Origin of the sequence: Micromonospora sp. MP36 (assembly GCF_008119785.1) — a bacterium.
GTDB lineage: Bacteria > Actinomycetota > Actinomycetes > Mycobacteriales > Micromonosporaceae > Micromonospora.
In genome coordinates, this window is the sequence record NZ_VSFA01000077.1 from 1 (window position 1) to 21,293 (window position 21,293).

At 72.5% G+C, this 21,293-nt stretch carries 21 protein-coding genes and 1 pseudogene; 11 read left to right on the forward strand and 11 right to left on the reverse strand.

Annotation, left to right across the window (positions count from 1 at the left end):
- The 3 genes and pseudogenes from FXF52_RS30940 to FXF52_RS30950 all read right to left on the reverse strand — a co-directional run.
- A pseudogene (locus tag FXF52_RS30940) lies at window positions 1–871 on the reverse strand (hypothetical protein); the annotation flags it as partial.
- Window positions 872–1,060: 189 nt separating this feature from the next.
- Window positions 1,061–1,273: a hypothetical protein gene (locus tag FXF52_RS30945; RefSeq protein ID WP_148802118.1), complete on the reverse strand. Its 213-nt coding sequence runs from the start codon at window positions 1,271–1,273 to the stop codon at window positions 1,061–1,063.
- Window positions 1,274–1,418: 145 nt separating this feature from the next.
- On the reverse strand, window positions 1,419–2,870 hold the full coding sequence (locus FXF52_RS30950; protein ID WP_148802120.1) for an NYN domain-containing protein: 1,452 nt from the start codon (window positions 2,868–2,870) through the stop codon (window positions 1,419–1,421).
- A gap of 128 nt (window positions 2,871–2,998) precedes the next feature.
- Between FXF52_RS30950 and FXF52_RS30955 the strand changes: the two genes are divergently transcribed.
- From FXF52_RS30955 to FXF52_RS30975, 5 genes are all read left to right on the forward strand, one after another.
- Window positions 2,999–4,756 carry a DEDD exonuclease domain-containing protein gene (locus FXF52_RS30955; RefSeq protein ID WP_148802122.1) on the forward strand — a complete coding sequence of 586 codons (1,758 nt, stop codon included), beginning with the start codon at window positions 2,999–3,001 and terminating at the stop codon, window positions 4,754–4,756.
- 127 nt (window positions 4,757–4,883) lie between these two features.
- Complete coding sequence (locus tag FXF52_RS30960) at window positions 4,884–6,674, forward strand: bifunctional (p)ppGpp synthetase/guanosine-3',5'-bis(diphosphate) 3'-pyrophosphohydrolase (protein ID WP_148802174.1); 1,791 nt, start codon at window positions 4,884–4,886, stop codon at window positions 6,672–6,674.
- A 48-nt stretch (window positions 6,675–6,722) separates the two neighbouring features.
- Window positions 6,723–7,259 (forward strand): NUDIX hydrolase, encoded by a 537-nt coding sequence (locus FXF52_RS30965; protein WP_148802124.1) that lies wholly within the window; start codon window positions 6,723–6,725, stop codon window positions 7,257–7,259.
- 86 nt (window positions 7,260–7,345) lie between these two features.
- On the forward strand, window positions 7,346–8,191 hold the full coding sequence (locus tag FXF52_RS30970) for an NTP transferase domain-containing protein (protein WP_148802176.1): 846 nt from the start codon (window positions 7,346–7,348) through the stop codon (window positions 8,189–8,191).
- Window positions 8,192–8,243: 52 nt separating this feature from the next.
- The gene (locus FXF52_RS30975; protein WP_091122500.1) at window positions 8,244–8,531 is read left to right on the forward strand and encodes an Lrp/AsnC family transcriptional regulator; all 288 of its coding nucleotides are present in this window, start codon (window positions 8,244–8,246) and stop codon (window positions 8,529–8,531) included.
- A 65-nt stretch (window positions 8,532–8,596) separates the two neighbouring features.
- Here the strand turns inward: FXF52_RS30975 and FXF52_RS30980 are convergent, their stop codons facing one another.
- The 5 genes from FXF52_RS30980 to FXF52_RS31000 form a co-directional block, all read right to left on the reverse strand.
- Window positions 8,597–9,298, reverse strand: coding sequence for a DUF4142 domain-containing protein (locus FXF52_RS30980; RefSeq protein ID WP_148802126.1), 702 nt, complete (start codon window positions 9,296–9,298; stop codon window positions 8,597–8,599).
- A 208-nt stretch (window positions 9,299–9,506) separates the two neighbouring features.
- Window positions 9,507–11,132 (reverse strand): cytochrome b N-terminal domain-containing protein, encoded by a 1,626-nt coding sequence (locus FXF52_RS30985; protein WP_148802128.1) that lies wholly within the window; start codon window positions 11,130–11,132, stop codon window positions 9,507–9,509.
- The gene (locus tag FXF52_RS30990; protein ID WP_148802130.1) at window positions 11,129–12,214 is read right to left on the reverse strand and encodes a ubiquinol-cytochrome c reductase iron-sulfur subunit; all 1,086 of its coding nucleotides are present in this window, start codon (window positions 12,212–12,214) and stop codon (window positions 11,129–11,131) included. The genes FXF52_RS30985 and FXF52_RS30990 overlap by 4 nt, the downstream gene beginning before the upstream one ends.
- Window positions 12,215–12,281: 67 nt before the next feature.
- Window positions 12,282–13,115 (reverse strand): c-type cytochrome, encoded by an 834-nt coding sequence (locus tag FXF52_RS30995; RefSeq protein ID WP_148802132.1) that lies wholly within the window; start codon window positions 13,113–13,115, stop codon window positions 12,282–12,284.
- Window positions 13,116–13,187: 72 nt separating this feature from the next.
- Window positions 13,188–13,787: a heme-copper oxidase subunit III gene (locus FXF52_RS31000; protein WP_148802134.1), complete on the reverse strand. Its 600-nt coding sequence runs from the start codon at window positions 13,785–13,787 to the stop codon at window positions 13,188–13,190.
- Between the two features lie 108 nt (window positions 13,788–13,895).
- On the opposite strand from FXF52_RS31000, the gene FXF52_RS31005 reads away from it, so the two are divergent.
- From FXF52_RS31005 to FXF52_RS31020, 4 genes are all read left to right on the forward strand, one after another.
- Window positions 13,896–14,849: a cytochrome c oxidase assembly protein gene (locus FXF52_RS31005; RefSeq protein WP_148802136.1), complete on the forward strand. Its 954-nt coding sequence runs from the start codon at window positions 13,896–13,898 to the stop codon at window positions 14,847–14,849.
- A 197-nt stretch (window positions 14,850–15,046) separates the two neighbouring features.
- Complete coding sequence (locus FXF52_RS31010; RefSeq protein WP_148802138.1) at window positions 15,047–15,445, forward strand: hypothetical protein; 399 nt, start codon at window positions 15,047–15,049, stop codon at window positions 15,443–15,445.
- A gap of 76 nt (window positions 15,446–15,521) precedes the next feature.
- Window positions 15,522–16,568, forward strand: a complete 1,047-nt coding sequence (trpD, locus tag FXF52_RS31015) for an anthranilate phosphoribosyltransferase (protein WP_148802140.1) — start codon at window positions 15,522–15,524, stop codon at window positions 16,566–16,568.
- 184 nt (window positions 16,569–16,752) lie between these two features.
- The gene (locus FXF52_RS31020) at window positions 16,753–16,962 is read left to right on the forward strand and encodes a hypothetical protein (protein WP_148802142.1); all 210 of its coding nucleotides are present in this window, start codon (window positions 16,753–16,755) and stop codon (window positions 16,960–16,962) included.
- A 294-nt stretch (window positions 16,963–17,256) separates the two neighbouring features.
- Here the strand turns inward: FXF52_RS31020 and FXF52_RS31025 are convergent, their stop codons facing one another.
- The gene (locus FXF52_RS31025; RefSeq protein ID WP_148802144.1) at window positions 17,257–17,682 is read right to left on the reverse strand and encodes a cytochrome c oxidase subunit 4; all 426 of its coding nucleotides are present in this window, start codon (window positions 17,680–17,682) and stop codon (window positions 17,257–17,259) included.
- A gap of 10 nt (window positions 17,683–17,692) precedes the next feature.
- Window positions 17,693–18,664, reverse strand: coding sequence for a cytochrome c oxidase subunit II (coxB, locus tag FXF52_RS31030; protein ID WP_148802146.1), 972 nt, complete (start codon window positions 18,662–18,664; stop codon window positions 17,693–17,695).
- Window positions 18,665–18,905: 241 nt separating this feature from the next.
- On the opposite strand from coxB, the gene FXF52_RS31035 reads away from it, so the two are divergent.
- A complete protein-coding gene (locus tag FXF52_RS31035; protein ID WP_148802148.1) occupies window positions 18,906–20,057 on the forward strand; it encodes a cysteine desulfurase family protein in 1,152 nt (383 codons plus the stop codon).
- Window positions 20,054–20,290 carry a sulfurtransferase TusA family protein gene (locus tag FXF52_RS31040; protein ID WP_148802150.1) on the forward strand — a complete coding sequence of 79 codons (237 nt, stop codon included), beginning with the start codon at window positions 20,054–20,056 and terminating at the stop codon, window positions 20,288–20,290. The genes FXF52_RS31035 and FXF52_RS31040 overlap by 4 nt, the downstream gene beginning before the upstream one ends.
- Window positions 20,291–20,361: 71 nt before the next feature.
- Here the strand turns inward: FXF52_RS31040 and FXF52_RS31045 are convergent, their stop codons facing one another.
- The gene (locus FXF52_RS31045) at window positions 20,362–21,234 is read right to left on the reverse strand and encodes a M23 family metallopeptidase (protein ID WP_148802152.1); all 873 of its coding nucleotides are present in this window, start codon (window positions 21,232–21,234) and stop codon (window positions 20,362–20,364) included.
- Window positions 21,235–21,293 lie beyond the last annotated feature (59 nt).

The following is a 21,293-nucleotide window of genomic DNA, read 5'->3' on the forward strand; positions in this document are numbered from 1 at the left end:
TGGAAGGGCCAGGTGTGGCCGGGCCTTCCACGCAAGCGCCCGGGCGGGTGGCGCCGGGGGTGGGATGGAGGAGGGCCCCGCCCCCCGGGGCGGCGGTAAGGAGGTAGAAACCGCCGGTGAAGTTCATCGAGCCGCCCCGGATGTTCTTCACGAACACTCCGGACTGGAACTCGATCTTGCAGTCTCGGAACCAGAAGTTGAGGAACTGGTCCTGCTGGCTCGCGCTCGATGTCATGCCGATGACCAGGAAGGCGTCGGAGTAGGTGCCGCCCACCTGGCAGTGATCCCAGCCCATCTCACTGTTGAGGTTGGAGGTGGTGGTCGGGCCGTCCAGCCCGATGCCGCGCTTCCACGATCCGCGCCACTCCACGTCGGTGTACCAGGTGTCCTGCACACCGTACGAGGCCGAGGAGTACGCGTAGCAGAAGCTCGATGTCGCGTTGGTGCTGGTGAAGGTGAGGCCCGAAATGCGCACGTTCTTGTAGCGCTGGTAGTTCGTCCACAACGTCGTGTCATTGGTCGACGGCGAGTAGACGATACGGGACAGCCGCTTGCCGTACCCGGTGATCGCGATGCCGTCGATGATGCCGCCGTTGCCCGCGCCGTCCACGCTCGGCAGCAACGAGTCGGGCTGGGTCAGCAAGTATGTGCCCGGCGGGATGACCAGCACCTTCTTCGGGATCGCGCCGGAAATCGGGGCCGCTTGGAAGGAGGCGAGGACTTCGGCGGCGGCCGCCCGGAACGCGGTGTCGCTCGGGGTTGCGCCGGTGGGGTCCGCGCCCTTGCTGATGACGTCAACGCTGTACGGATCGTCGCCCGCCCCGGCCGCGTACGCCGGGGCCGCCGGCCGCCAGCGCGCCGGCCGTGACACCCGCCCCGACCGTCGCGGCCCCGCGTAGCAGTGATCGTCGGTCGTGTCCGCCTGGCATCGCACATACCTCCCCCGGTGCCCCCTGTAAACGATTCCAAATCCGACCACGGATCCGATGTGGACGCAATGGCGGCGCTGGTCCGGCCGGGGTAAGCGGTCAGCGTACGTAGTCTGGGCCCACGATGTGCCCTAGGCGACGCGACGGCCAGTGGTGCGCGGCCGGGCGGTCGGCTCAGCCGGCAGCACCTCGACGTCGAACCCGGCCCGGGCGAACACCTCGATCGCCCGCCACTCGGCGGCACCGAGGGCTGCTCCGGCCGGGTCGGCATCGAGCAGCGCGGTCACCAGGCAGCCGGCGCAGCTCGCGCCGCGAATCCGGCAACTGTCGCAGTCGATCAGCATCCGTCCTCCTGACGCCCGGCGTCGGCGGCGGGCGGGGGACGTCACCGTCACCCACCGGCCACCTTCGGTCACCGTGACGCTACGGCAGGGGTGTGACAGAACCGGACAACGAGGCAGCAGCCGCCTCGAATCCGATCATCAAGCGTCAGGACCGGGCGAGCCGCCGCAGCAACGAGTCGGCGCCCAGCGGGTACGCACCGTGCCGACGTACCCCGTCGGCGACCTCGCGGTCGGAGGAGACCACCACCACCGGCCGGCCCGGCGGCTCGGCGCGGACCAGCCGGCGGATCAGCTCGTCCGCGGTCTCCCCCTTGCGGGAGAAGAGCACCCGCACCCCGCGCGGCGCCGGCGGCAGCCCGTGGATCCGCTCCGCGCCGTCGAAGACCACGGTGACCTCGTCCCCGGTCTGCGCGGCGATCCCGCCCAGCCCGCTGATCAACCGCTTGCGCTGCTGCTCCAGTGACATCTCGCCGAAGCCGCGCTTGGTGACGTTGTAGCCGTCCACCACGAGGTGCGCCTTGGGCAGGGCGAGCAACTGGTCCAGCCGGGCCGGGTCGTCGGTGTCCCGGGCGCGGGCCGCCGCACCGGCCGGGGTGGCCGCCGCCTGGTCGGCGAAGGCGTCCGCGACGAAGTCCGCGGGCAGCTTGTCCACCGGGTCGAGGGCCAGCTCGCGCCGCAATCCGACCGCTGCCTGCCCGATGGTCTCCAGCAGCAGCCACAACTTCGCGTCGTCGACCGAACGGGCCTCCTTGGCGGTGGCCCGGGCCACCCCCGCCGCGGCCTCCGCCTCGGCCAGCCGGGCCCGAACCCGACGCAGCTCGGCGTCCGCGTCGGCCGCCGCCCGGGCCGCCCGGCCCCGCTCGGTGGCGAGCAGCTCGCTGGCCTTGCGTTCCCGGGCCTGGGTCTCCCGCAGCGCCCGGGCCAGCTGGCGGGCCTCCTCGCGGAGCTGCCCCAGCTCCTCCCGGACCCGGGCGAGCTCGTCGCGCAGCTTCTCCGCCTCCACCCGGGCCACAGCCCGGTCGTGCTCGGCGCGGGTGGCCCGCTGCTCGGCCTCCCGGACCAGCTCGGCCACCACCGCGCTGTCCGCCTCGGCACGCACCGCCGCGCCACTCGCCTCGATCAGGTCCCGCCAGCCGCGCGGCCGGGCCAGGTAGGCCAGGGCGGCCACCTCGACCGGGTCGGCGGCGGCCGGAGCGGTCCCCTCCACCACGGCCGTGCCGAGATCGCCGGCGTCGGCCAGCACCCGCGCGGTGACCCGCTGCCGGAACAGCGGGTCGGCGGTGAGCTGGGCGGCGATGGCCGGGGCGCCCAGGCGGGCCCGCCGGTTGGGGGCGAACTTGGCGATCCGGCGCAGCGGAACGGGCACCTCGTCGGCCGGCAGCCCGGGCAGCACGGCGGCGGTGAGCGCCACGATCCGCTGCCGGACCGGCTCGGGCAGGCTGGGCTCCGGCTCGGGCGGTGCCCCCTGGCCGGCGTGGGCCCCGCCGACGTCCGCGGTGGCCGGGCCCGGCGCGTCCGGGTCCTCACCGACGGGGTGCACGGCGGCCACCAGCTCCTCCTCGGAGGAGTGGTCGTCGTACGGCTCGGTGAGGGGCATGTGGCAAGTCTCCCACCGCGGACGGGCTCACCGCCCGGTGAGTGAGCCGATCTCTCATCCTAAGCCCCGTGGTGACCCCTGGGGCGGGAGGGACGGGAGTGTCGGACCCGGCCGCTAGCGTGCGCCGGGTGACGCGAGCGGAGTACGTCCAGGAGGCGCTGGCCGGCCTGGACCGGGCGGCGGGCTCGGGGGTCGACCCCGCGCTGCCGCTCTACGCGACCACCTTCGTGGTGGTCGACCTGGAGACCACCGGCGGCGCGCCGGACGGCGGCGGGATCACCGAGATCGGCGCCGTGAAGGTCCGCGGCGGCGAGGAGCTGGGTGTGCTCGCCACCCTGGTCAACCCAGGGGCGCCGATCCCGCCGTTCATCACCGTGCTGACCGGCATCACCCAGGCCATGGTGCTCCCCGCCCCGCCGATCGAGCAGGTGCTGCCGAGCTTCCTGGAGTTCATCTCCGACGCCGTGCTGGTCGCCCACAACGCCCCGTACGACGTCGGCTTCCTCAAGGCGGCCTGCGCGAAGCACGGCTACCGCTGGCCCAACCCGCGGGTGCTGGACACCGCGGCGCTGGCCCGCCGGGTGCTCACCCGTGACGAGGTGCCCAACCGCAGGCTGGGCACCCTCGCGGCCTACTTCCGCACCGCCACCCAGCCGACCCACCGCGCGCTGGACGACGCCAAGGCCACCGTCGACGTGCTGCACGGGCTGATCGGGCGGCTCGGCGGGCACCGGGTCGACACCATCGGCGAGGCGATCGAGTTCGCCCGGGCGGTCACCCCCACCCAGCGCCGCAAGCGGCACCTCGCCGACGGGCTGCCGAAGGTGCCCGGGGTCTACATCTTCCGGGCCGCCGACGACCGGCCGCTCTACGTCGGCACCTCCGGCGACATCGCCACCCGGGTCCGCAGCTACTTCACCGCCGCCGAGAAGCGGGCCCGGATCTCCGAGATGCTGGCCGCCGCCGAGCGGGTCGAGGCCGTGGAGTGCGCCCACTCGCTGGAGGCCGAGGTCCGCGAGCTGCGGCTGATCGCCGCGCACGCGCCGCCGTACAACCGGCGCTCGAAGTACCCGGAACGGCAGGTCTGGCTGAAGCTCACCGACGAGGCGTATCCCCGGCTGTCCATCGTGCGCGACCTCGCCCCCACCGACACCGCCTACCTGGGCCCGTTCCGCTCGAAGCAGGCCGCCGAGCTGGCCGCCGCCGGCTTCCACGACGCCGTGCCGCTGCGCCAGTGCACGCACCGGCTCTCCCGGCGCACCACCATGCCGGCCTGCGCGCTGGCCGAGCTGGGTCGCTGCCCGGCACCCTGCGAGCACCGGATCACCCCGGAGGAATACGACCACCGCGCCGCCGCCCCGTTCCGGACCGCCACCACCAGCGACCCGCAGGTGGTGGTGGACGCCCTGCTCGCCCGGATCGAGGTGCTCTCCCGTGCCCAGCGGTACGAGGAGGCCGCGGTGGTCCGCGGCCGGCTGACCGCGGTGCTGCGCGCGGCGGTACGGATGCAACGCCTGGCCGCGCTGACCGGCATCACCGAGCTGGCCGCCGCCCGCCCGGCCGCCCGCGGCGGCTGGGAGCTGGCCCTGGTCCGGTACGGCCGGCTCGCCGGCGCCGGTGTATCCCCGCCGGGTGTCCATCCGCGACCGACCATCAACGCGATCCGGGCCACCGCCGAGACCGTCCTGCCCGGCCATGGTCCGGTGCCTCGGGCCTCCGCCGAGGAGACCGAACGCATCCTGTCCTGGTTGGAGCGACCGGAGACCCGGCTGGTGGAAATCTCCTCCGGCTGGGCGTCACCGATCACCGGCGCGGGCCGGTTCCGTGACCTGTTGACCAAGGCGGAGAACGGGGCATCCCATCAACTCTCGACCGAACGCCCATGACCAACTGTCCGATCGGATGACGTCACCTCCCTTAGGCTGTTAGAGAAGTGCAGTCCTGCCCGTTTCGCGGGCCTGCTCCCGGTCGCCGGTCCCGGCGGCCCGGGGCCGGGGTGAGGAGGTGTCCCAGGTGGACGTCGACGCCGGACACGGCGCCGCCCTGGGCGGCGCGCTTCCGACCCAGCCCGGGGAGCTGCCGCTGACCCGCCGGCTGCGCTCCCTGCTCACCTGGCCCACCACCGACAGCGACCCGGTCACCGCGCTGGTCCGCGCCCATCGCGGCATCCACGCCAGCGCCGACGCCTCGGTGCTCCGGCGGGCGTACACCATCGCCGAGAACATGCACCGCGGCCAGTTCCGCAAGAGCGGCGAGCCGTACATCACCCATCCGCTGGCGGTCGCCCAGATCTGCGCGGACCTCGGGATGGACACCATCACCCTGGTCGCCTCGCTGCTGCACGACACCGTGGAGGACACCCGCTACACCCTCCAGGCGCTGCAGGAGGACTTCGGCCGCGAGGTGGCCCACCTGGTCGACGGGGTGACCAAGTTCGACAAGGCGTTCTACGGCAAGGCCGCCGAGGCGGAGACGGTCCGCAAGATGATCGTCGCGGCCGGCAAGGACGTCCGGGTGCTGATCATCAAGCTGGCCGACCGGCTGCACAACATGCGCACCCTCGGCGTACGCTCCGCCGCCTCCCGGGAACGCATCGCCCGCAAGACCCAGGAGGTGCTCGTCCCGCTCTGTGACCGGCTGGGCATCCAGACCCTCAAACGCGAGCTGGACGACGTGGTGCTGCTGCATCTGCAGCCGGAGGAGCACGCCCGGATCGCCCGGCACGTGCACGACCGGCCGGGCTGGGACGCGTACCTCGACGACGTGGTGGCGAAGACCAGGGTCGCGTTGCGCCGCAGCCGGGTCGACGCGGAGGTCTCCCCCCGCCCCCGGCACCTCTACTCGATCTGGAAGGACACCGTGGCCGGCGGCCACACCGCCCCGTACGACCTGCCCCGCATCGCCATCGTGGTGGACGGCCCGGCCACCGACTGTTACGCGGCGCTCGGCGCGGTGCACGGGCTCTGGCGGCCGGTGCCGGGCCGCTTCAAGGACTTCATCGCCTCCCCCAAGAACAACCTCTACCGCTCGCTGCACACCAGCGTCTGCGGCCCGCAGGACCGGACGGTCGAGGTGCTGATCCGCACCGAGGAGATGCACCGCTCCGCCGAGTACGGCATCGCCGCCCACTACCGCTTCCCCCGGGCCACCGGGCGCGCCGCCGACCGGGCGGACGAGCTGGCCTGGCTGCGCCGGGTGCTCGACTGGGAGCAGGAGACGGTCGACCCGATGCAGTTCATGGAGTCGTTGCGCTGCGACCTGGCGGAGGCGCAGATCCAGGTGGTCGCCGACGGGCGGCAGATCGTCCTGCCGGCCGGCGCCAGCCCGGTCGACCTCGCGTACGAGCTGGGCCGGGAGCGGGGCGACCACTGCCTGGCCGCGCGGATCAACGGACGGCTGGCCCCGCTCTCCTCCGAGCTGGAGGACGGCGACGTCGTGGAGATCTTCACCGAGAGCGACGCGGAGAGCGGCTTCGAGGCCGACGTCGCGCCGCGCGGACCGCGGCGGGAGTGGCTGCGCTTCGTGAAGTCGCCGCACGCCCAGATGCAGATCAGCCGCTGGTTCGCCGAGCACACCGAGCCGGGCATCTCGATCGCCGACAAGGTACGCCTCGGCCGGGCCAGCATCGGTCTGGCGCTGCGCCAGCACGACCGGGGGCTGGCCAGCGACCTGCCGCTGCTGCGGCTCTCCGAGGAGCTGGGCTACCCCGACCTGGAGACCATGCTGGTGGCGGTCTTCGACCGGGCCGTCGAGCCGGACACGGTGGTCCAGCAACTCATCGATCTGGTCGACCACCGGCAGTAGGTGAACGCCGCTCATCCGGCGGGGCCGCCCGGCCACTAGCCTGGAGGCATGATCCCCCGCGCGCGTGCCACCGGACGGGCCATCGGCTACCAGCTCTTCTACCGTCTCCCCGTCCCGCTGCGCCGTCGGCTGGTGCGCCTCGCCGTGCCGAAGTACATCGTCGGTGCCGTCACGCTGGTCCGGGACGCCGAGGCCGACGGCGTGGGGCGGATCCTGCTGCTGCGCCAGCCGCCCGGCTACAGCTGGACGCTCCCGGCGGGCCTGCTGCAGCGCGGCGAGGCTCCGGTGGTCGGCGCGGCCCGCGAGCTGTACGAGGAGTCGGGCATCCGGCTCTCCCCCGACCGGCTCCGCCCCGCCGTCCCGAACGCCGTGGTGCACGCCAAGGGCTGGGTGGACGTGGTCTTCGAGACCGAGGTGCCGGCCTCGACCACGGAGCTGACCGTGGACGGGGCCGAGGTCTTCGAGGCGGCCTGGCATCCGCTGGACGACCTGCCGCGGCTGAGCCGGGCGACCGCCAACCTGCTCGGCCACTACGGCATCGGCCCGCGTGCCGGCGAGGTCCCGCCGGCGCCGCCGGCCGCGTGACCGGCCCGCGTCCCGGCCCCACCGGGGCGGGCGGTCCGAGCGGCGCGACGGGTGCCGGCTGGCGGGCGGCGGTGGACGTCTGCGCGGTGGTGCTCGCCGCGGGCGAGGGCACGCGGCTGCGCCCGCTCACCGAGCGGCTGCCCAAGGCGCTCTGCCCGGTCGGCAACGTGCCGTTGCTGGACCGGGCCCTCGACCGGCTGGCCGCGCTGGGCCTGGCCGGCCCGGAGCGGGTTGCGGTGAACGCCTGCTATCTGGGCGACCAGGTGGTCGCGCACGTGGGCGAACGGGCGCACCTGTCGGTCGAGCCGGGCGCCCCGCTGGGCACTGCGGGTGGGCTGGGCCGGCTGCGGGACTGGATCGCCGGGCGGGGCGTGCTGGTCGGCAACGCCGACGCGTACCTGGCCGACCCGGACGCCCCGCCGGGGCCGGACGTCGCGGCGTTGCTGGACGGCTGGGACGGGCGGAGCGTACGCCTGCTCGGTCAGCCCGCCGCGGACCCGGCGGCCCCCGGCACGTTCAGCGGCCACGTGTTCGTCGGGTTCTCGCTGCTGCCCTGGCGGCTGGTCCGCGACCTGCCGGCCACCTTCGGGGACCTGGTCCGGGCCGTGTGGCGGCCGGCGGAGGCCGCCGGCGCGCTGACCGTGGTGCCCTACCGGGGCACCTTCTACGACACCGGCACTCCGGCCGACTACCTGGCGGCGAACCTGCACGCGGCCGGCGACGGCAGCCTGCTCGACCCGAGCGCCACGGTCACCGGCCGGGTGGCGCGGTCGGTGGTCGGCGCGGGCGCGGTGGTCCGGGGCACGGCCACCCGGGCGGTGGTCTGGCCCGGGGCGACGGTCGGGCCGGAGGAACGGCTCACCGAGGCGATCCGGGCCGGCACGGACCTGACCGTCCCGGCCGGCGGGATCCCCGAGCCGGGGACGGCCTGACCGGACGAACCTCTAGCATGGGCCACGACGTCGACGAACGGAGAAATGTCCCGTGATCACCGCGATCGTGCTGATCGACTGCGCCACCGACTCCATTCCCGAGGTGGCCGAGACCCTGGCCAACCTCCCCGGCGTCAGCGAGGTCTACTCGGTGGCCGGCCACGTCGACCTGATCGCCATGGTCCGGGTCCGCGAGTTCGAGCAGATCGCCCAGGTCATCGCGGGTAGCATCTCCAAGGTTCCCGGGGTGATCAACACCGAGTCGCACATCGCGTTCCGGGCGTACTCCCAGCACGACCTGGAGGAGGCGTTCGCGATCGGCCTGGCGAACGCCGACTAGGGCCCATACGCCGGGTGGCCGGCCCACCCCCGTGGGGCGGACCGGCCTCCGTCGGCCGTACGGCGTCAGCTGGTGCCGGGCGCCGGGGTCTCCGTGGTGCCCGGGGCCGGGGTCTCCGTGGTGCCCGGGGCCGGCGTCTCGGTGCTCGTGCCGCCCGGAGCCGGGGACTCGGTGCCGCCCGGACCCGTCGTCGCGCTGCCGCCCGGGCTGGGCGTGCCGCTGCTGGCGCTGGTCTGCGGGACCGGGACGCCCAGGGTCTGGGCCAGGGCCGTCAGCGCGTCGAGGTGCGCCTGGAGCACCGGCAGCGCGTCCTGGGCCACGGTGATCACCGACTGCTCGGACCCCTGCGAGATCTCGGTCTGGGTCGCCTGGATGGCCTGGACGTGGCCGGCCAGCTCGGCGGTCACCCACGCCTTGTCGAACGCGGCGCCGCTGAGCGTGTTCAGGTGGTCGAGGACCTTCTGCTGGTCGGCGGTCGGGTTGTTCGGCAGTTGCACGTTCAGCTGCTGCGCGGTGGATTTCACCGTCTGGTCCAGCTGGGTGTGGTCCGTCACGAACTGCTTGCCCAGGTCCTTGACCTGCGCGTTCTGGCCCTTCTGCTGGGCCAGGTTGCCCGAGGTGATCTCGAACAGGTTGACCTGGTGCAGCGCCTGCAGGTACTGGGTGTCCTGCGTCGACGGCTGCGCCGCGGCCTGCGCCGCCGCCGCGGGCGCCAGCCCGACCACCACCATGGCGGCGAGCAGTCCGAGGCGTTTGATACCCAACATGTTTCCCCCCCTTTTTCGTTGGACCGCACGGATACCCGGCTGACCGGGGTTATTCCTGCGATTCCACCCGTCCGTGTCAGGGGGTTGCGGGCCGCCGGAGCGGGAGCGTCCGGCACGCGGCGGGCGGGACGGGACGCCCGGCCCGGAAACGGCCGTGGCGCCCGCCGGGGAATCCGGCGGGCGCCACGGTCAGTCGTGCGCGGGCGGGTCAGCGGCGGCTCTCGCCGCTGGTGATCTCCTCCCGCTCCGGTCGGGTCTCGACCGGCGGGTGCCCGGGCGAGACCGGAGCCTCGGCCGGCCTCTCGATCGGGTAGAAGAAGCCCCGGATGGCCGGGCCCAGGGCACCGAGCCGGTTCATCTTCTTCGGGACGACCCAGCCGACGTAGTCCAGCGCGCCGTGCCCGTCGTGGTCGGCCTCGCTGAGCGGCTGGTGCACCTCGACGAACCGGCCGTCCGGCAGCCGCTTGATGATGCCGGTCTCCACGCCGTGGGCCAGCACCTCCCGGTCGTGCTGCTGGAGGCCCAGGCAGATCCGGTAGGTGAAGTAGTAGGCCAGCGGCGGGAGGATCAGCAGACCGACCCGGCCCGCCCAGGTCATCGCGTTCAAGCTGATGTGGAACTTGTCGGCGATGACGTCGTTGCCGCCGGAGAGGGTCAGCACGATGAAGAAGGCCACGGCCATCGCGCCCGCCGCGGTCCGGGCCGGTACGTCCCGGGGCCGCTGGAGCAGGTTGTGGTGGCGGTAGTCCTTCAGGCGGCGGGCCTCCAGGAACGGGTACAGGAACGACAGGCCCACCAGGATGCCGGGCAGGACGACCGTCGGCCAGAACAGCGGCGGGATGACGTACCCGTCGCCGATCGGGATGTTGATCTCCCAGGCCGGCATCAGTCGGGTCGAGCCGTCGAGGAACATGACGTACCAGTCGGGCTGACTGGCGGCCGAGACCACCCACGCCTCGTACGGGCCGAAGTACCAGATCGGGTTGATCTGGAACAGACCACCCATCAGCGCGATCACGCCGAAGACGACCATGAAGAAGCCGCCCTGCTTGAGCGCGTAGCGCGGGAACATCCGCTCGCCGACCACGTTCTCGTTGGTCCGGCCGGGGCCGGGCCACTGGGTGTGCTTCTGCTTGAAGACCAGGCCCAGGTGGGCGCTGATCAGGGCCAGCAGCAGACCCGGGATGAGCAGCACGTGGGCGATGAAGAACCGGCTGATGATGATGGTGCCGGGGAACTCCCCGCCGAAGATCGACGAGGTGACCCAGGAGCCGATCACCGGGATCGACAGCATGATGCCGGAGGCGATCCGCAGACCGGTGCCGGAGAGGCCGTCGTCCGGCAGCGAGTAGCCGGTGAAGCCCGCCAGGAAGCCGACCCAGAACAGCAGCGAGCCGATGATCCAGTTCGTCTCACGCGGCTTGCGGAACGCGCCGGTGAAGAAGACCCGCAGCATGTGCACCACGATCGAGGCCATGAACAGCAGGGCCGCCCAGTGGTGCATCTGCCGCATGATCAGGCCGCCCCGAACGTCGAACGACAGGTTCAGGCTGGAGGCGTACGCGGCCGACATCGGGGTGCCCCGCAGCGGGGCGTAGCTGCCGTTGTAGATGACCTCGGTCATCGCCGGCTCGAAGAAGAAGGTCAGGAAGACACCGGTCAGGATCAGGATGATGAACGAGAAGAGCGCGATCTCGCCCAGCAGGAACGACCAGTGGTCCGGGAAGACCTTGTTCAGCAGCTTCCGCAGCGGGGTGGCCGCCTGGAAGCGGTCGTCCAGCGCGCCCGCGGTCTTGGCGGGCACCGCGGCTACGTCAAACTTTCGGCGCTTCATGGCCGCTCCCAGAAGTCGGGACCGATGGTTTCGGTGTAGTCGGACCTCGCCACGAAGAAGCCCTCCCCGTCCACCTCGATCGGCAGCTGCGGCAGCCGCCGGCTGGCCGGCCCGAAGACCGGCTTGGCGTTGTCGGTGATGAGGAACTGCGACTGGTGGCACGGGCAGAGCAGCCGGTTGGTCTGCTGCTCGTAGAGGCTGGCCGGGCAACCGGCGTGCGTGCAGATCTTGGAGAACGCGGCGTAGTTGCCCCACATGAAGTCGCCGTGGCCGATCCGCGCGTTGTTGGCCCGCGACTTCTGCGCGTCCTCCTCACGCAGGTGGATCAGCAGGGTCGGCGAGTCAGCGTGCTTGTTGCTCACGCCGCCGTCGATGCCCGGGAAGACGGTGAGCTGGCCACCGGCGCTGATGTCCGCCGGGCGGATCGGCCGGCCGTCCTCGCGGACCAGCCGGATCTTCTTCCCGTTCTCCGGCTTGAAGCCGGTGGTGAACATCTGGTTGTTCTTGTGCGGGTCGGAGATCAGGCCACCGACCAGCGGCGCCGCGGCGACCGCGCCGACCGGCACCAGGCCGGCGAGCAGCGAGACGCCGAGCAGCGGCCGGCGCCGGACACCCATCTCGTCGGCCATGTAGAGCATCGTCTCGCCGGTGATCCGGCGATCCTCGGGCGAGCCCGGCTGGTCGTGCCGGTCCTGGATCGAGACCTCCTTGGGCAGCAGCTTCTTGCCCCAGGTGAGGATGCCGAAGCCGATGCCGAGGAGCGCGATGCCGAGGGTCAGGCCGAGCAGCGGGGTGAAGTACTTGTCGCCGCCGCGGCCCGGCTCCCACTTCCAGGGCCACGCGATGTAGACCACGAGGAAGGTGACGCCGGCCACGAAGGTGAGCCAGAACATCGCGGCGACCGTACGGGTCAGCCGGCGCTCCGCCTTGCTGCCAGGGACCACCTGTGGCTCGTAGTGGACGATCTCGATGTCGTCCCGCCGCGCGCCCTCCTGGACGATGTCGAACCGGGAGAGCCGCGGGTCGTTCACGTCGAGCGGCTCCCGGCCCGCCGGGGCCTGGTGCTCGGTGTGGGTGCTCATGCCGTCACCTCGCTACGGGTGGCGCCGGGGGTCGACGCCACAGCACTGAAACGAATGGTCCGCTCGGTCACGACTTGCCCGCAATCCACAGGCTCGTGAAGACCAGCGCGACGATGCCGACCAGGAAGGCCGCCAGACCCTCGGTCGACGGGCCGTACCGGCCCAGGTTGAAACCGCCCTGGTCCTGGGTGCCCTTCAGGTTCTCCTGGATGTAGGCGATGATGTCCGCCTTCTCCTGCGGGGAGATCTGGTTGTCCCCGAACACCGGCATGTTCTGCGGGCCGCTCAGCATCGCGGCGTAGATCTGCCGATCGGTGGCCGGGTACAGGCTCGGCGCGTACTTGCCCGAGGAGAGGGCACCACCGCCGGCGCTGAACGCGTGGCACTGCGAGCAGTTGATCCGGAACAGCTCGCCGCCGGCGGCGAGGTCGGCGCCCTCGCGCAGGTTGCCCTGCGGGACCTCCGGACCGCCGCCCAGCTCCTGGATGTACTGGCCGAGCTGGCGCACCTGCTCGTCGGTGAACTGGGGCTTCTTCCGCGGGGCCTGGGCCTCCTGCCGGGCCATCGGCATCCGACCGCTGCTCACCTGGAACTCGACCGAGGCCGAACCGACGCCGATCAGGCTCGGACCACGCCCCGCGACGCCCTGGGCGTTGCGACCGTGACAGGTCACACAGCTCACGTCGAACAGCGCCTTGCCCTCGTTGGCGGCGGCGCTCAGGGGCGGGTTTTCCTGCGCCTGCACGCCCGGGGCGAAGAGGGTGTAGGCACCGCCGGCCAGCATCAGCGCGGCGGCCAGCCGGACCGCGGCACCCAGCCGGCGGCGGCCCCTGCTGCGCGCTACGGGCCGCCCGCGCAGCCGCGCGAGCAGACCGCGTCGGCGGTCGTTGTCAGAAGTCATGACCTGTGTCCTTAACCGGTTGGACCTTGTCTCAGGGGACGAAGCAGCGGCGCGGTACGTGACGCGCCAAGATCACTGGAGCCAGTAGATCATGGCGTAGAGCCCGATCCACACCACGTCGACGAAGTGCCAGTAGTAGGACACGACGATGGCCGACGTGGCCTGCGCCGGGGTGAACCGGCCCATGGTGGTGCGGATCATGAAGATGATGAAGGCGATCAGACCGCCGGTCACGTGCAGACCGTGGAAGCCGGTGGTCAGGTAGAACATCGACCCGTACCCGTCTGCGTTGATCTTGACGCCCTCGTGCACCAGGTTGCGGTACTCGTTCGCCTGGCCGAGCACGAAGATCAGGCCCATCACGAAGGTGATGGTGAACCACCGGCGGAGGGCGTGGACGTCACCCTTCTCGGCCGCGAAGACACCGAGCTGGCAGGTCACCGAGGACAACACCAGGATCACCGTGAAGGTGGTCGCGTAGGGGATGTTGAGGATCTCGGTGTGCTTCTCCCACTGCTCCGGCGCTGCCGCGCGGATCGAGAAGTACATCGCGAACAGCGCCGCGAAGAACATGAGTTCGCTGGAGAGCCACACGATCGTCCCGACACTGACCATGTTGGGGCGCGTCAGGGAGTGGATCCGGCTCTTGTCAATGGCTGGGGCCGCAGTCACGCGGTCATTATTGCCCTTGACCGGGACCGACGATCAGCGGGGTGGCAAACCTGTGCCATCAGTGGCCCGATCGGGGTCGTCCGCTTCGCCTGACCTACCCTGAAAAGCGTGCTGCACGTCGATCCGATCTTCGCCGCCACCTCGGGCGCTCCGTCGACCCTGGCCGCCGGGGGCGAGGGCGTACCGCCGCCCTTCACCGTCGCGCGGGTGTTCACCGAGACCCGGCTGGACAACTGGCTCGCCGTCGGGCTGGTGCTGGCCGCCGGCCTCTACCTCTACGGCGTCTACCGGCTGCGGCTGCGCGGCGACCACTGGCCGGTGCTCCGCACGGTCTTCTTCCTCGGCCCGGGGCTGGGCGGCATCGCGGCGGTGACGGTCAGCGGGCTGGGGGCGTACGACACCACGCTGCTGTCGGTGCACATGGTGCAGCACATGGTGCTGTCCATGGTCGCGCCGATCTTCCTGGCGCTGGGCGCCCCGGTGACGCTCGCCCTGCGTACGCTGCCGGTGCGCCCGCGCAAGCGGCTGCTGGCGATCGTGCACAGCCGGATCGCGCGGATCTACACCTTTCCGCTGGTGGCGTTCGCCATCTTCGTGGTGAACCCGTTCGCGCTCTACTTCACCGACCTCTACCACTACACCCTGCAGCACGAGTGGGCGCACGAGCTGACCCACGCGCACTTCATCGCCACCGGGTGCGTGTTCTTCTGGCCGTTGCTCGGCCTCGACCCGCTGCCCGGCCGCTGGCCGCACCCGGCCCGGGCGCTGCTGATGCTGCTCTCCGTGCCGTTCCACACCGTGCTCGGGCTCACCATCATGCAGAGCACCACGCTGCTCGGCGGCGACTGGTACCCGTCGCTGCACCTGGCCTGGTCGGACCCGCGGAACGACCAGGTGGTCGCCGGCGGCGTCCTGTGGGCTGGCGGCGAGTTCGTCAGCGTCACCATGCTGGCCGTGCTGGTCGTCCAGTGGATCAAGCACTCCGAGCGCGAGGCCCGCCGGCTGGACCGCGAGCTCGACCGCCAGGAGGCCCGCGAGCGGGCCGCGGGGGCCACCGCCTGAGCTGCCCCGGCGACAACTCCAGCTCGGCTGGCGGCCATAATTCGGCCTCCGCGCCGCCAGGCGGCGCTCCGGATCGAATGAAGGCCGGCCCGACGCCGCGCCGCGACCGGGAGCCGTCGGGGGTACGCCAGGGCGGGCCGACCGGCCGGATGTGACGCCCGCTACGATCAGCGGGCAGCTACGAGGTGGGAGCCAGCGTGAGCGATCGTCTTTGCACCGTCCTGCTCTACAGCGACGACCCGAAGGTCCGTGACCGGATGCGACTCGCCGTCGGCACCCGGCCCGCGCTCGGGCTCGAGATCGAGTTCGTGGAGGCCGCCGACTACGCCGGGTGCGTCCGGCTGGTCGACGACTACGAGATCGACCTGCTCCTGCTGGACGGCGAGGCCACCCCGGGCGGCGGCCTCGGCATCGCCCGCCAGATCAGGGACGACCGGGACGACGCCCCGCCGACTTGCGTGGTGCTGGCCCGCGCCGCCGACCGCTGGCTGGCCGCGTACGCCGAGGTCGACGCCACGCTGACCCACCCGCTCGACCCGGTGACCACCGGCACCACCGTCGCCGAGCTGCTGCGGCGTACGCACGCCGCGGCCTGAGCGACCCTGCGGCGTCACGGCGACGAGGCCGTGGCGCCGTTCCACACCCGCTCTCACCCCGCACGGGAGGGCCGCCATGGGCGACCGCACCTGGCCGCTGCTGCTCAACGCGCTGCTGCGCGGCGAGGAGCTCTCCACCGCCGACACCGCCTGGGCGATGGACGAGATCATGACCGGCTCGGCCAGCCCCGCCCAGGTGGCCGGCTTCGTGGTGGCGCTGCGCGCCAAGGGTGAGACCCCCGCCGAGCTGGCCGGCCTGGTGCAGGCGATGCTCGGCCGGTCGGTCGAGGTCGAGCTCCCCGAGGAGATCCGGGCGACCGCCCTGGACGTGGTCGGCACCGGCGGCGACCTCGCGCACACGGTGAACATCTCCACGATGACCGCGCTGGTGGTGGCCGGGGCCGGCGTGCGGGTGGTCAAGCACGGCAACCGCGCCGCCTCCTCCTCGTGCGGCACCGCCGATCTGCTGGAGTACCTGGGCGTACCGCTGGACCTGGCCCCCGAGCAGGTGGCCCGGTGCGTGACCGAGGCCGGCATCGGCTTCTGCTTCGCGGGCCGCTTCCACCCGGGCATGCGCCACGCCGGCCCGGTACGCCGGGAGATCGGCGTGCCGACCGCGTTCAACTTCCTCGGCCCGCTGACCAACCCGGCCCGTCCCCGGGCCGGCGCGGTCGGCTGCTTCGACCTGCGGATGGCGCCGGTGATGGCGGCCGTCTTCGCGGCCCGCGGCGACTCGGTAGTGGTGATGCGCGGCGAGGACGGGCTGGACGAGTTCACCACCGCCGCGCCGACCCGCCTCTGGGTGGCGCAGCGGGGCACCGTCAGGGAGGCGCTGCTGGACGCGGCGGAGCTGGGGGTACCCCGGTCCACCCTGGCCGACCTGCGGGGCGGGGACGCCACGTACAACGCCGGGGTGGCCCGGCGGCTGCTGGCCGGCGAGACCGGCCCGGTCCGGGACGCGGTGCTGGTGAACGCCGCGGTGGCGCTGGCCACCCAGGGCCCGCTCGACGGCGACCTGCACGAGGCGCTGCGGGCCGGCATGGCCCGGGCGGCGGAGTCCGTCGACTCGGGTGCCGCCGCCGGCGTCCTGGACCGCTGGCTCGAGGTGGCCCGCTCCCTCTGACGCCCGGAATCCCGGCGGTTGTCGGACCCCGCTGGTACGCCTAGAGGCGTCCCGGGCCGGCAAGCCGGGGCGGGCCCACGCCCGGAAGTGTCAGACCGGCGTGCCAAACTACACGGGAGTAATTTTCCGTTTTCCGCCCATGCGGGCACCGCCCCCGGCGGCACCGGAACGAGAGGAGACGCCCGTGTCGGACCGCGAGCTCTACTGCGACATCTGCGAGGGCGTTGCGCTGTTCGAGGCTCCGCCCTGCGTCGACGGCCACGGCGCCGACTGCCCTGAGCTGGTGTGCACCGACTGCGGCGCGGCCGTGCTGATCGCCACGTTCGCCTTCCGCGCCCCGCGGCTGGAGCACCGCCGCGGCGGCTCCCGCCCGATCCACCGCCGCGCCGCCTGACCCGACGGCGGCTCCCCCGGCGCCAGGCCGCCCACGTGGCGATCCCGGGTGGCTGGATGCCGACCAGGTCGGCGCAGCGGAGTCGATCAAGCACCAAGGCTCGATGCTGGCGCAGCCGAACGGCAGCGCGCCCGGCACCCGGGCCGACCCCTACAGCGCGGACGGCGGGGAGACGCAGCCGACGACCCCCGCCCTCCGGGCCCGGTCCCAGGGTGGGACCCGCCCGCACACCCTGGACCTATGCGCCGAGGCCCGCGTCCCAACGGGACGCGGGCCTCGGGACGAGCCGTGAACTCAGTGCTCGGCGGTCCGCCGGGTGCCAGAGTAGTACTCGAAGAGCAGGCCGCAGGCGGCGAAGATCACCGCTACCAGGCCCACGCCCAGCAGCCACATCTGCCAGTAGACCAGCCCCAGGCCGGCGATCGACGCGGCCAGGGCCAGGCCGAACGGCCAGTAGCTGCCCGGGCTGAAGAAGCCGACCTCGCCCGCGCCGTCGGCGACCTCGGCGTCCGGCCGGTCCTCGGGGCGCAGGTCGATCCGGCGGGAGACGAACCAGAAGAAGCCGCCGCACATCGAGCAGAGCAGGAACGACAGCAGCAGCGCCACCGTGCCGACCCACTCGATGCGACCGCCCGTGCCGTGGGTCCAGGCACCGTAGAGGATGCTGACGCCGAGGAGGAACGCCCCGACGGTCAGGAAGATCTTCCACTCGGTCTTCATGCCGGCCCTCTCACCTTCTCGTGCCGGCGGTCTCGCCGCTCGGGTTGAAGTTGTTCTTGTCGCGCCGGGTGTCGAACGGCTCGGTCGTCTCGGCGTACGGCTTCTGGCCGATGGCCTGCAGCGCCTCCTGGGTCGACTTGCCGGCCTTCTTGGCCGCCAGGAACTGCTCGTACTTGTCGGGCGAGACGACCCGCAGCTCGAAGTTCATGAAGGCGTGGTAGGTGCCGCACAGCTCGGCGCAGCGGCCCACGTACGCGCCCTCCTGGTCGAGGCTGCTGACCTCGAAGACGTTCCGGACGTTGCCCGGGAAGACGTCCCGCTTGAACAGCAGCTCCGGCACCCAGAAGGAGTGCACGACGTCGCGGCTCTGCTCCTCGAACCGGATCGACTTGCCGGTCGGCAGCACCAGCACCGGGATGACCTCGCTGGTGCCGAGGACCGAGGCGACGGTGTTGGCGTCGCGGCCCTGGCCGTCGCGGTAGGTGAACTGCCAGTTCCACTTGAAGGCGACGACCTCGACCGTGACGTCCGGGTTCTTCGACGTCTTGTCCACGTCGGTCTGCACGATCGCGGTGTAGTAGAAGAGCACCGAGACGACCAGGATCGGCGCGATCGTGTAGAGGAACTCCATCGGCATGTTGTAGCGGGTCTGCACCGGCAGCGCGTTACCCCGCTTCCGGTAGCGGATCACGCACCAGAAGATCAGGCCCCAGACGAAGACGCCGACCGCCAGGGCCGCGATGCAGGACGCGATCCACAGGTCGTACATCCGGTGCGACTCGGGGGTGATACCGCCCTGCGGCCACCCGAAGCCGGCGAACGTCTTGCCGACGTCGCAGCCGGTGAGCAGCACCAGCAGCGCGGCTCCGCCGAGACCGAGCCCGGCGAGCCGACCAGCACCACGCCGCCGGTGCCCACCGGCTCCCGGGGAAGCGCTGTGCCGTACGGCCGACGACCGTACCTCCGAACTCCTTGCGACCACCTGGTCCTGCCTCCCTAGCGCGCCGCGGCGGGGTTTCTCTCCGTACCGACGGCAAAGGCGTCACCGACGGTCGCAGATTACTCGACCATGACGGGCCTGACCGTGTTGGGGTCACTGTCCGCCCCCATCGGGGGGTCCGGGGGCGGGGCGGCACGATAGCGTCGGCAGTCGTGAGCGAGCGAACCATCAGGCTCAGGAGCGCGGCGCCTCGCGCCGCCGCGGAGCGGAGCGGGGCGGCCGTGTGAGCACGTCCCCGGTCTACCTGGACGCGGCCACCGCCGCCCCGCTGCACCCGGTCGCGCGGCAGGCGTTGCTGGCCGCGCTCGACGACGGCTGGGCCGACCCCGGCAAGCTCTACACGCAGGCCCGCCGGGCCCGCCAGCTCCTCGACGCCGCCCGCGAGGCCGCCGCGCAGACCCTCGGCGTCCGCGCCGACGAGCTCTCCTTCACCCCCAGCGGTACGACCGCTGCCCACGCGGCCGTGCTGGGCGGCCTGGCCGGGCGGCGCCGGGCCGGGGCGACCCTGGTGCACTCCGCGATCGAGCACTCGGCGGTGCTGCACGCCGCGGAGCGGCACGTGGCGGCCGGCGGCGACGCGGTGCCCGTACCGGTGGACCGGCTCGGTCGGCTGGACCTGGACGCCTGGTCGGCGGCGGTGGCCGCGCCGGGGGTGGCCCTCGCGGCCCTGATCGCGGCCAGTCACGAGGTGGGCACCGTGCAGCCGGTGCCGGCGGCGGCCGAGGCGTGCGCGCAGGCGGGGGTACCGCTGTACGTCGACGCGGCGCAGCTGGTCGGCCGGGCGCCGCTGCCGGCCGGCTGGTCGATGCTGAGCGCCAGCGCGCACAAGTGGGGCGGGCCGCCCGGTGTCGGGCTGCTGGTGGTCCGCAAGGGCACCCGGTGGGAGTCGCCGTTCCCGGCCGACGAGCGGGAGTCGGGGCGTACCCCCGGGGTGGTGAACCTGCCCGCGGTGGTGGCCGCGGTGGCGAGCCTGCGCGCGGCGGCGGCCGAGGCGGCGGCCGAGACGACCCGGCTGGCGCCGCTGGTGGACCGGATCCGGGCCCGGGTGGCCGCCGAGGTGCCGGACGTGGAGGTTGTCGGCGATCCGGTGGACCGGCTCCCCCACCTGGTCACCTTCTCCTGCCTCTACGTGGACGGCGAGGCGCTGCTGCACGCGCTGGACCGGCGGGGCTTCGCGGTCTCCTCCGGCTCCTCCTGCACCTCGTCCACGCTCCGGCCGTCGCACGTGCTGGAGGCGATGGGGGTGCTGTCGCACGGCAACGTCCGGGTGTCGCTGCACCGGGACACCACGGCGGCGGACGTGGACCGCTTCCTCGCCGAGCTGCCCGGGATCGTCGCCGACCTGCGCGCCGAGGCGGGGGTCACCGGGCTGTGAGCGAGCCGAGCGAGCCGGACGAGGTGCTCGACTGCCGGGGCCAGCGCTGCCCGCTGCCCGTGATCAACCTGGCCCGCCGGTTGCCCGAGCTGCCGGTCGGGGCGGTGGTCCGGGTGCTCGCCGACGACCCGGCCGCCGCCGTGGACATCCCCGCCTGGTGCCGGATGCGCGGCCAGGAGTTCCTGGCCGCGCACCCCGACTCCCCCGCCTACGACGTCCGCCGCATCCGCTGACGGCCCGTCACCCCGTCGACCAGGAGGTCCACGTCACAGGCGGCATGACGCGAACAACACCGGCGTCCGCGCTACCCGCAGTGCTCGAAGGGCGAGGTGTAGCTGGCGCCACCGGTGCTGCCGCCCCACTTCACGCAGCCCGGCGCGGTGCGGATGACCGGCCCGGCGTAGTACGAGTAGTTGCCGGAGTCCGTTGATCTCGTGCTGCCCTCCGGTTCGAGGAACGCGCTCGTGGCGGTGGCCGTGCCGACGTTCGCCATCTTCAGGGTGACCACGCAGTTCTGGCTGGTGGAGCCGTTCCACAGCAGGTTGGTGGTGCCGGCCGAACCGAGCGGCTTCGAGTCGGTGACCTCGAAGCCGCCGCCGCACACTGCCGCCGGGTCGTACGAGGTGGCACAGTTCCTGCTGGTCACCGAGGCGTCCGGGTAGCCGAAGGTGGCGCCGTTGAAGACGGCCTTGATGATGTGCGACTGGGAACGGTCCGGGTAGCGCACCTCGTAGTGCAGGTGCGGGGAGATGTTGTTGCCCGACCTGCTGGTGTTGCCGACGGCCCCGATGGCCTGGCCGCGCAGCACGGACTCGCCGGCGAGCACCGCCCGCTTGTCGAGGTGCGCGTAGTAGGTGTAGTACCCACCGCCGTGGTTGATCACGATCAGGTTGCCGTACCCGTTGGTCTCGCCCTGGTGCGCGGAGACCTCGACCGTGCCGGCGGCCGCGGCCACCACGGTGTCGCCGAGGTCCGCGGACGCGGTGGACCCGCGGTTGAAGTCGATCTCCCAGGACACGTGGGCGCTGCTGTTGCTGCTGTTGCCCTGCCAGGTCTGCCCGCACGGGAAGGGCAGCTGGAACGCCGGCGCGGCCTGCGCCGGGTTCGCGATCAGCAGGGTCCCCGCGATACCGATGACCAAGGCGCTCACGGCCCGCAGCAGGTGGCGTAGTCGCATCTGGCCGTCCTTTCCGTAGGTGCTGTAGGCCCTCCAGCGTGGGCGGGGCTCCTCCAGGC

Bases quoted from the DNA above. Each gene is read 5' to 3' on its own strand.
- FXF52_RS30965 (WP_148802124.1), top strand. From the start codon at position 6,723: ATGATCCCCCGCGCGCGTGCCACCGGACGGGCCATCGGCTACCAGCTC.
- FXF52_RS30945 (WP_148802118.1), bottom strand. From the start codon at position 1,273: ATGCTGATCGACTGCGACAGTTGCCGGATTCGCGGCGCGAGCTGCGCC.
- trpD (WP_148802140.1), top strand. From the start codon at position 15,522: ATGGGCGACCGCACCTGGCCGCTGCTGCTCAACGCGCTGCTGCGCGGC.
- FXF52_RS30980 (WP_148802126.1), bottom strand. From the start codon at position 9,298: ATGTTGGGTATCAAACGCCTCGGACTGCTCGCCGCCATGGTGGTGGTC.
- FXF52_RS30985 (WP_148802128.1), bottom strand. From the start codon at position 11,132: ATGAAGCGCCGAAAGTTTGACGTAGCCGCGGTGCCCGCCAAGACCGCG.
- FXF52_RS30950 (WP_148802120.1), bottom strand. From the start codon at position 2,870: ATGCCCCTCACCGAGCCGTACGACGACCACTCCTCCGAGGAGGAGCTG.
- FXF52_RS31025 (WP_148802144.1), bottom strand. From the start codon at position 17,682: ATGAAGACCGAGTGGAAGATCTTCCTGACCGTCGGGGCGTTCCTCCTC.
- FXF52_RS30990 (WP_148802130.1), bottom strand. From the start codon at position 12,214: ATGAGCACCCACACCGAGCACCAGGCCCCGGCGGGCCGGGAGCCGCTC.
- FXF52_RS30995 (WP_148802132.1), bottom strand. From the start codon at position 13,115: ATGACTTCTGACAACGACCGCCGACGCGGTCTGCTCGCGCGGCTGCGC.
- FXF52_RS31045 (WP_148802152.1), bottom strand. From the start codon at position 21,234: ATGCGACTACGCCACCTGCTGCGGGCCGTGAGCGCCTTGGTCATCGGT.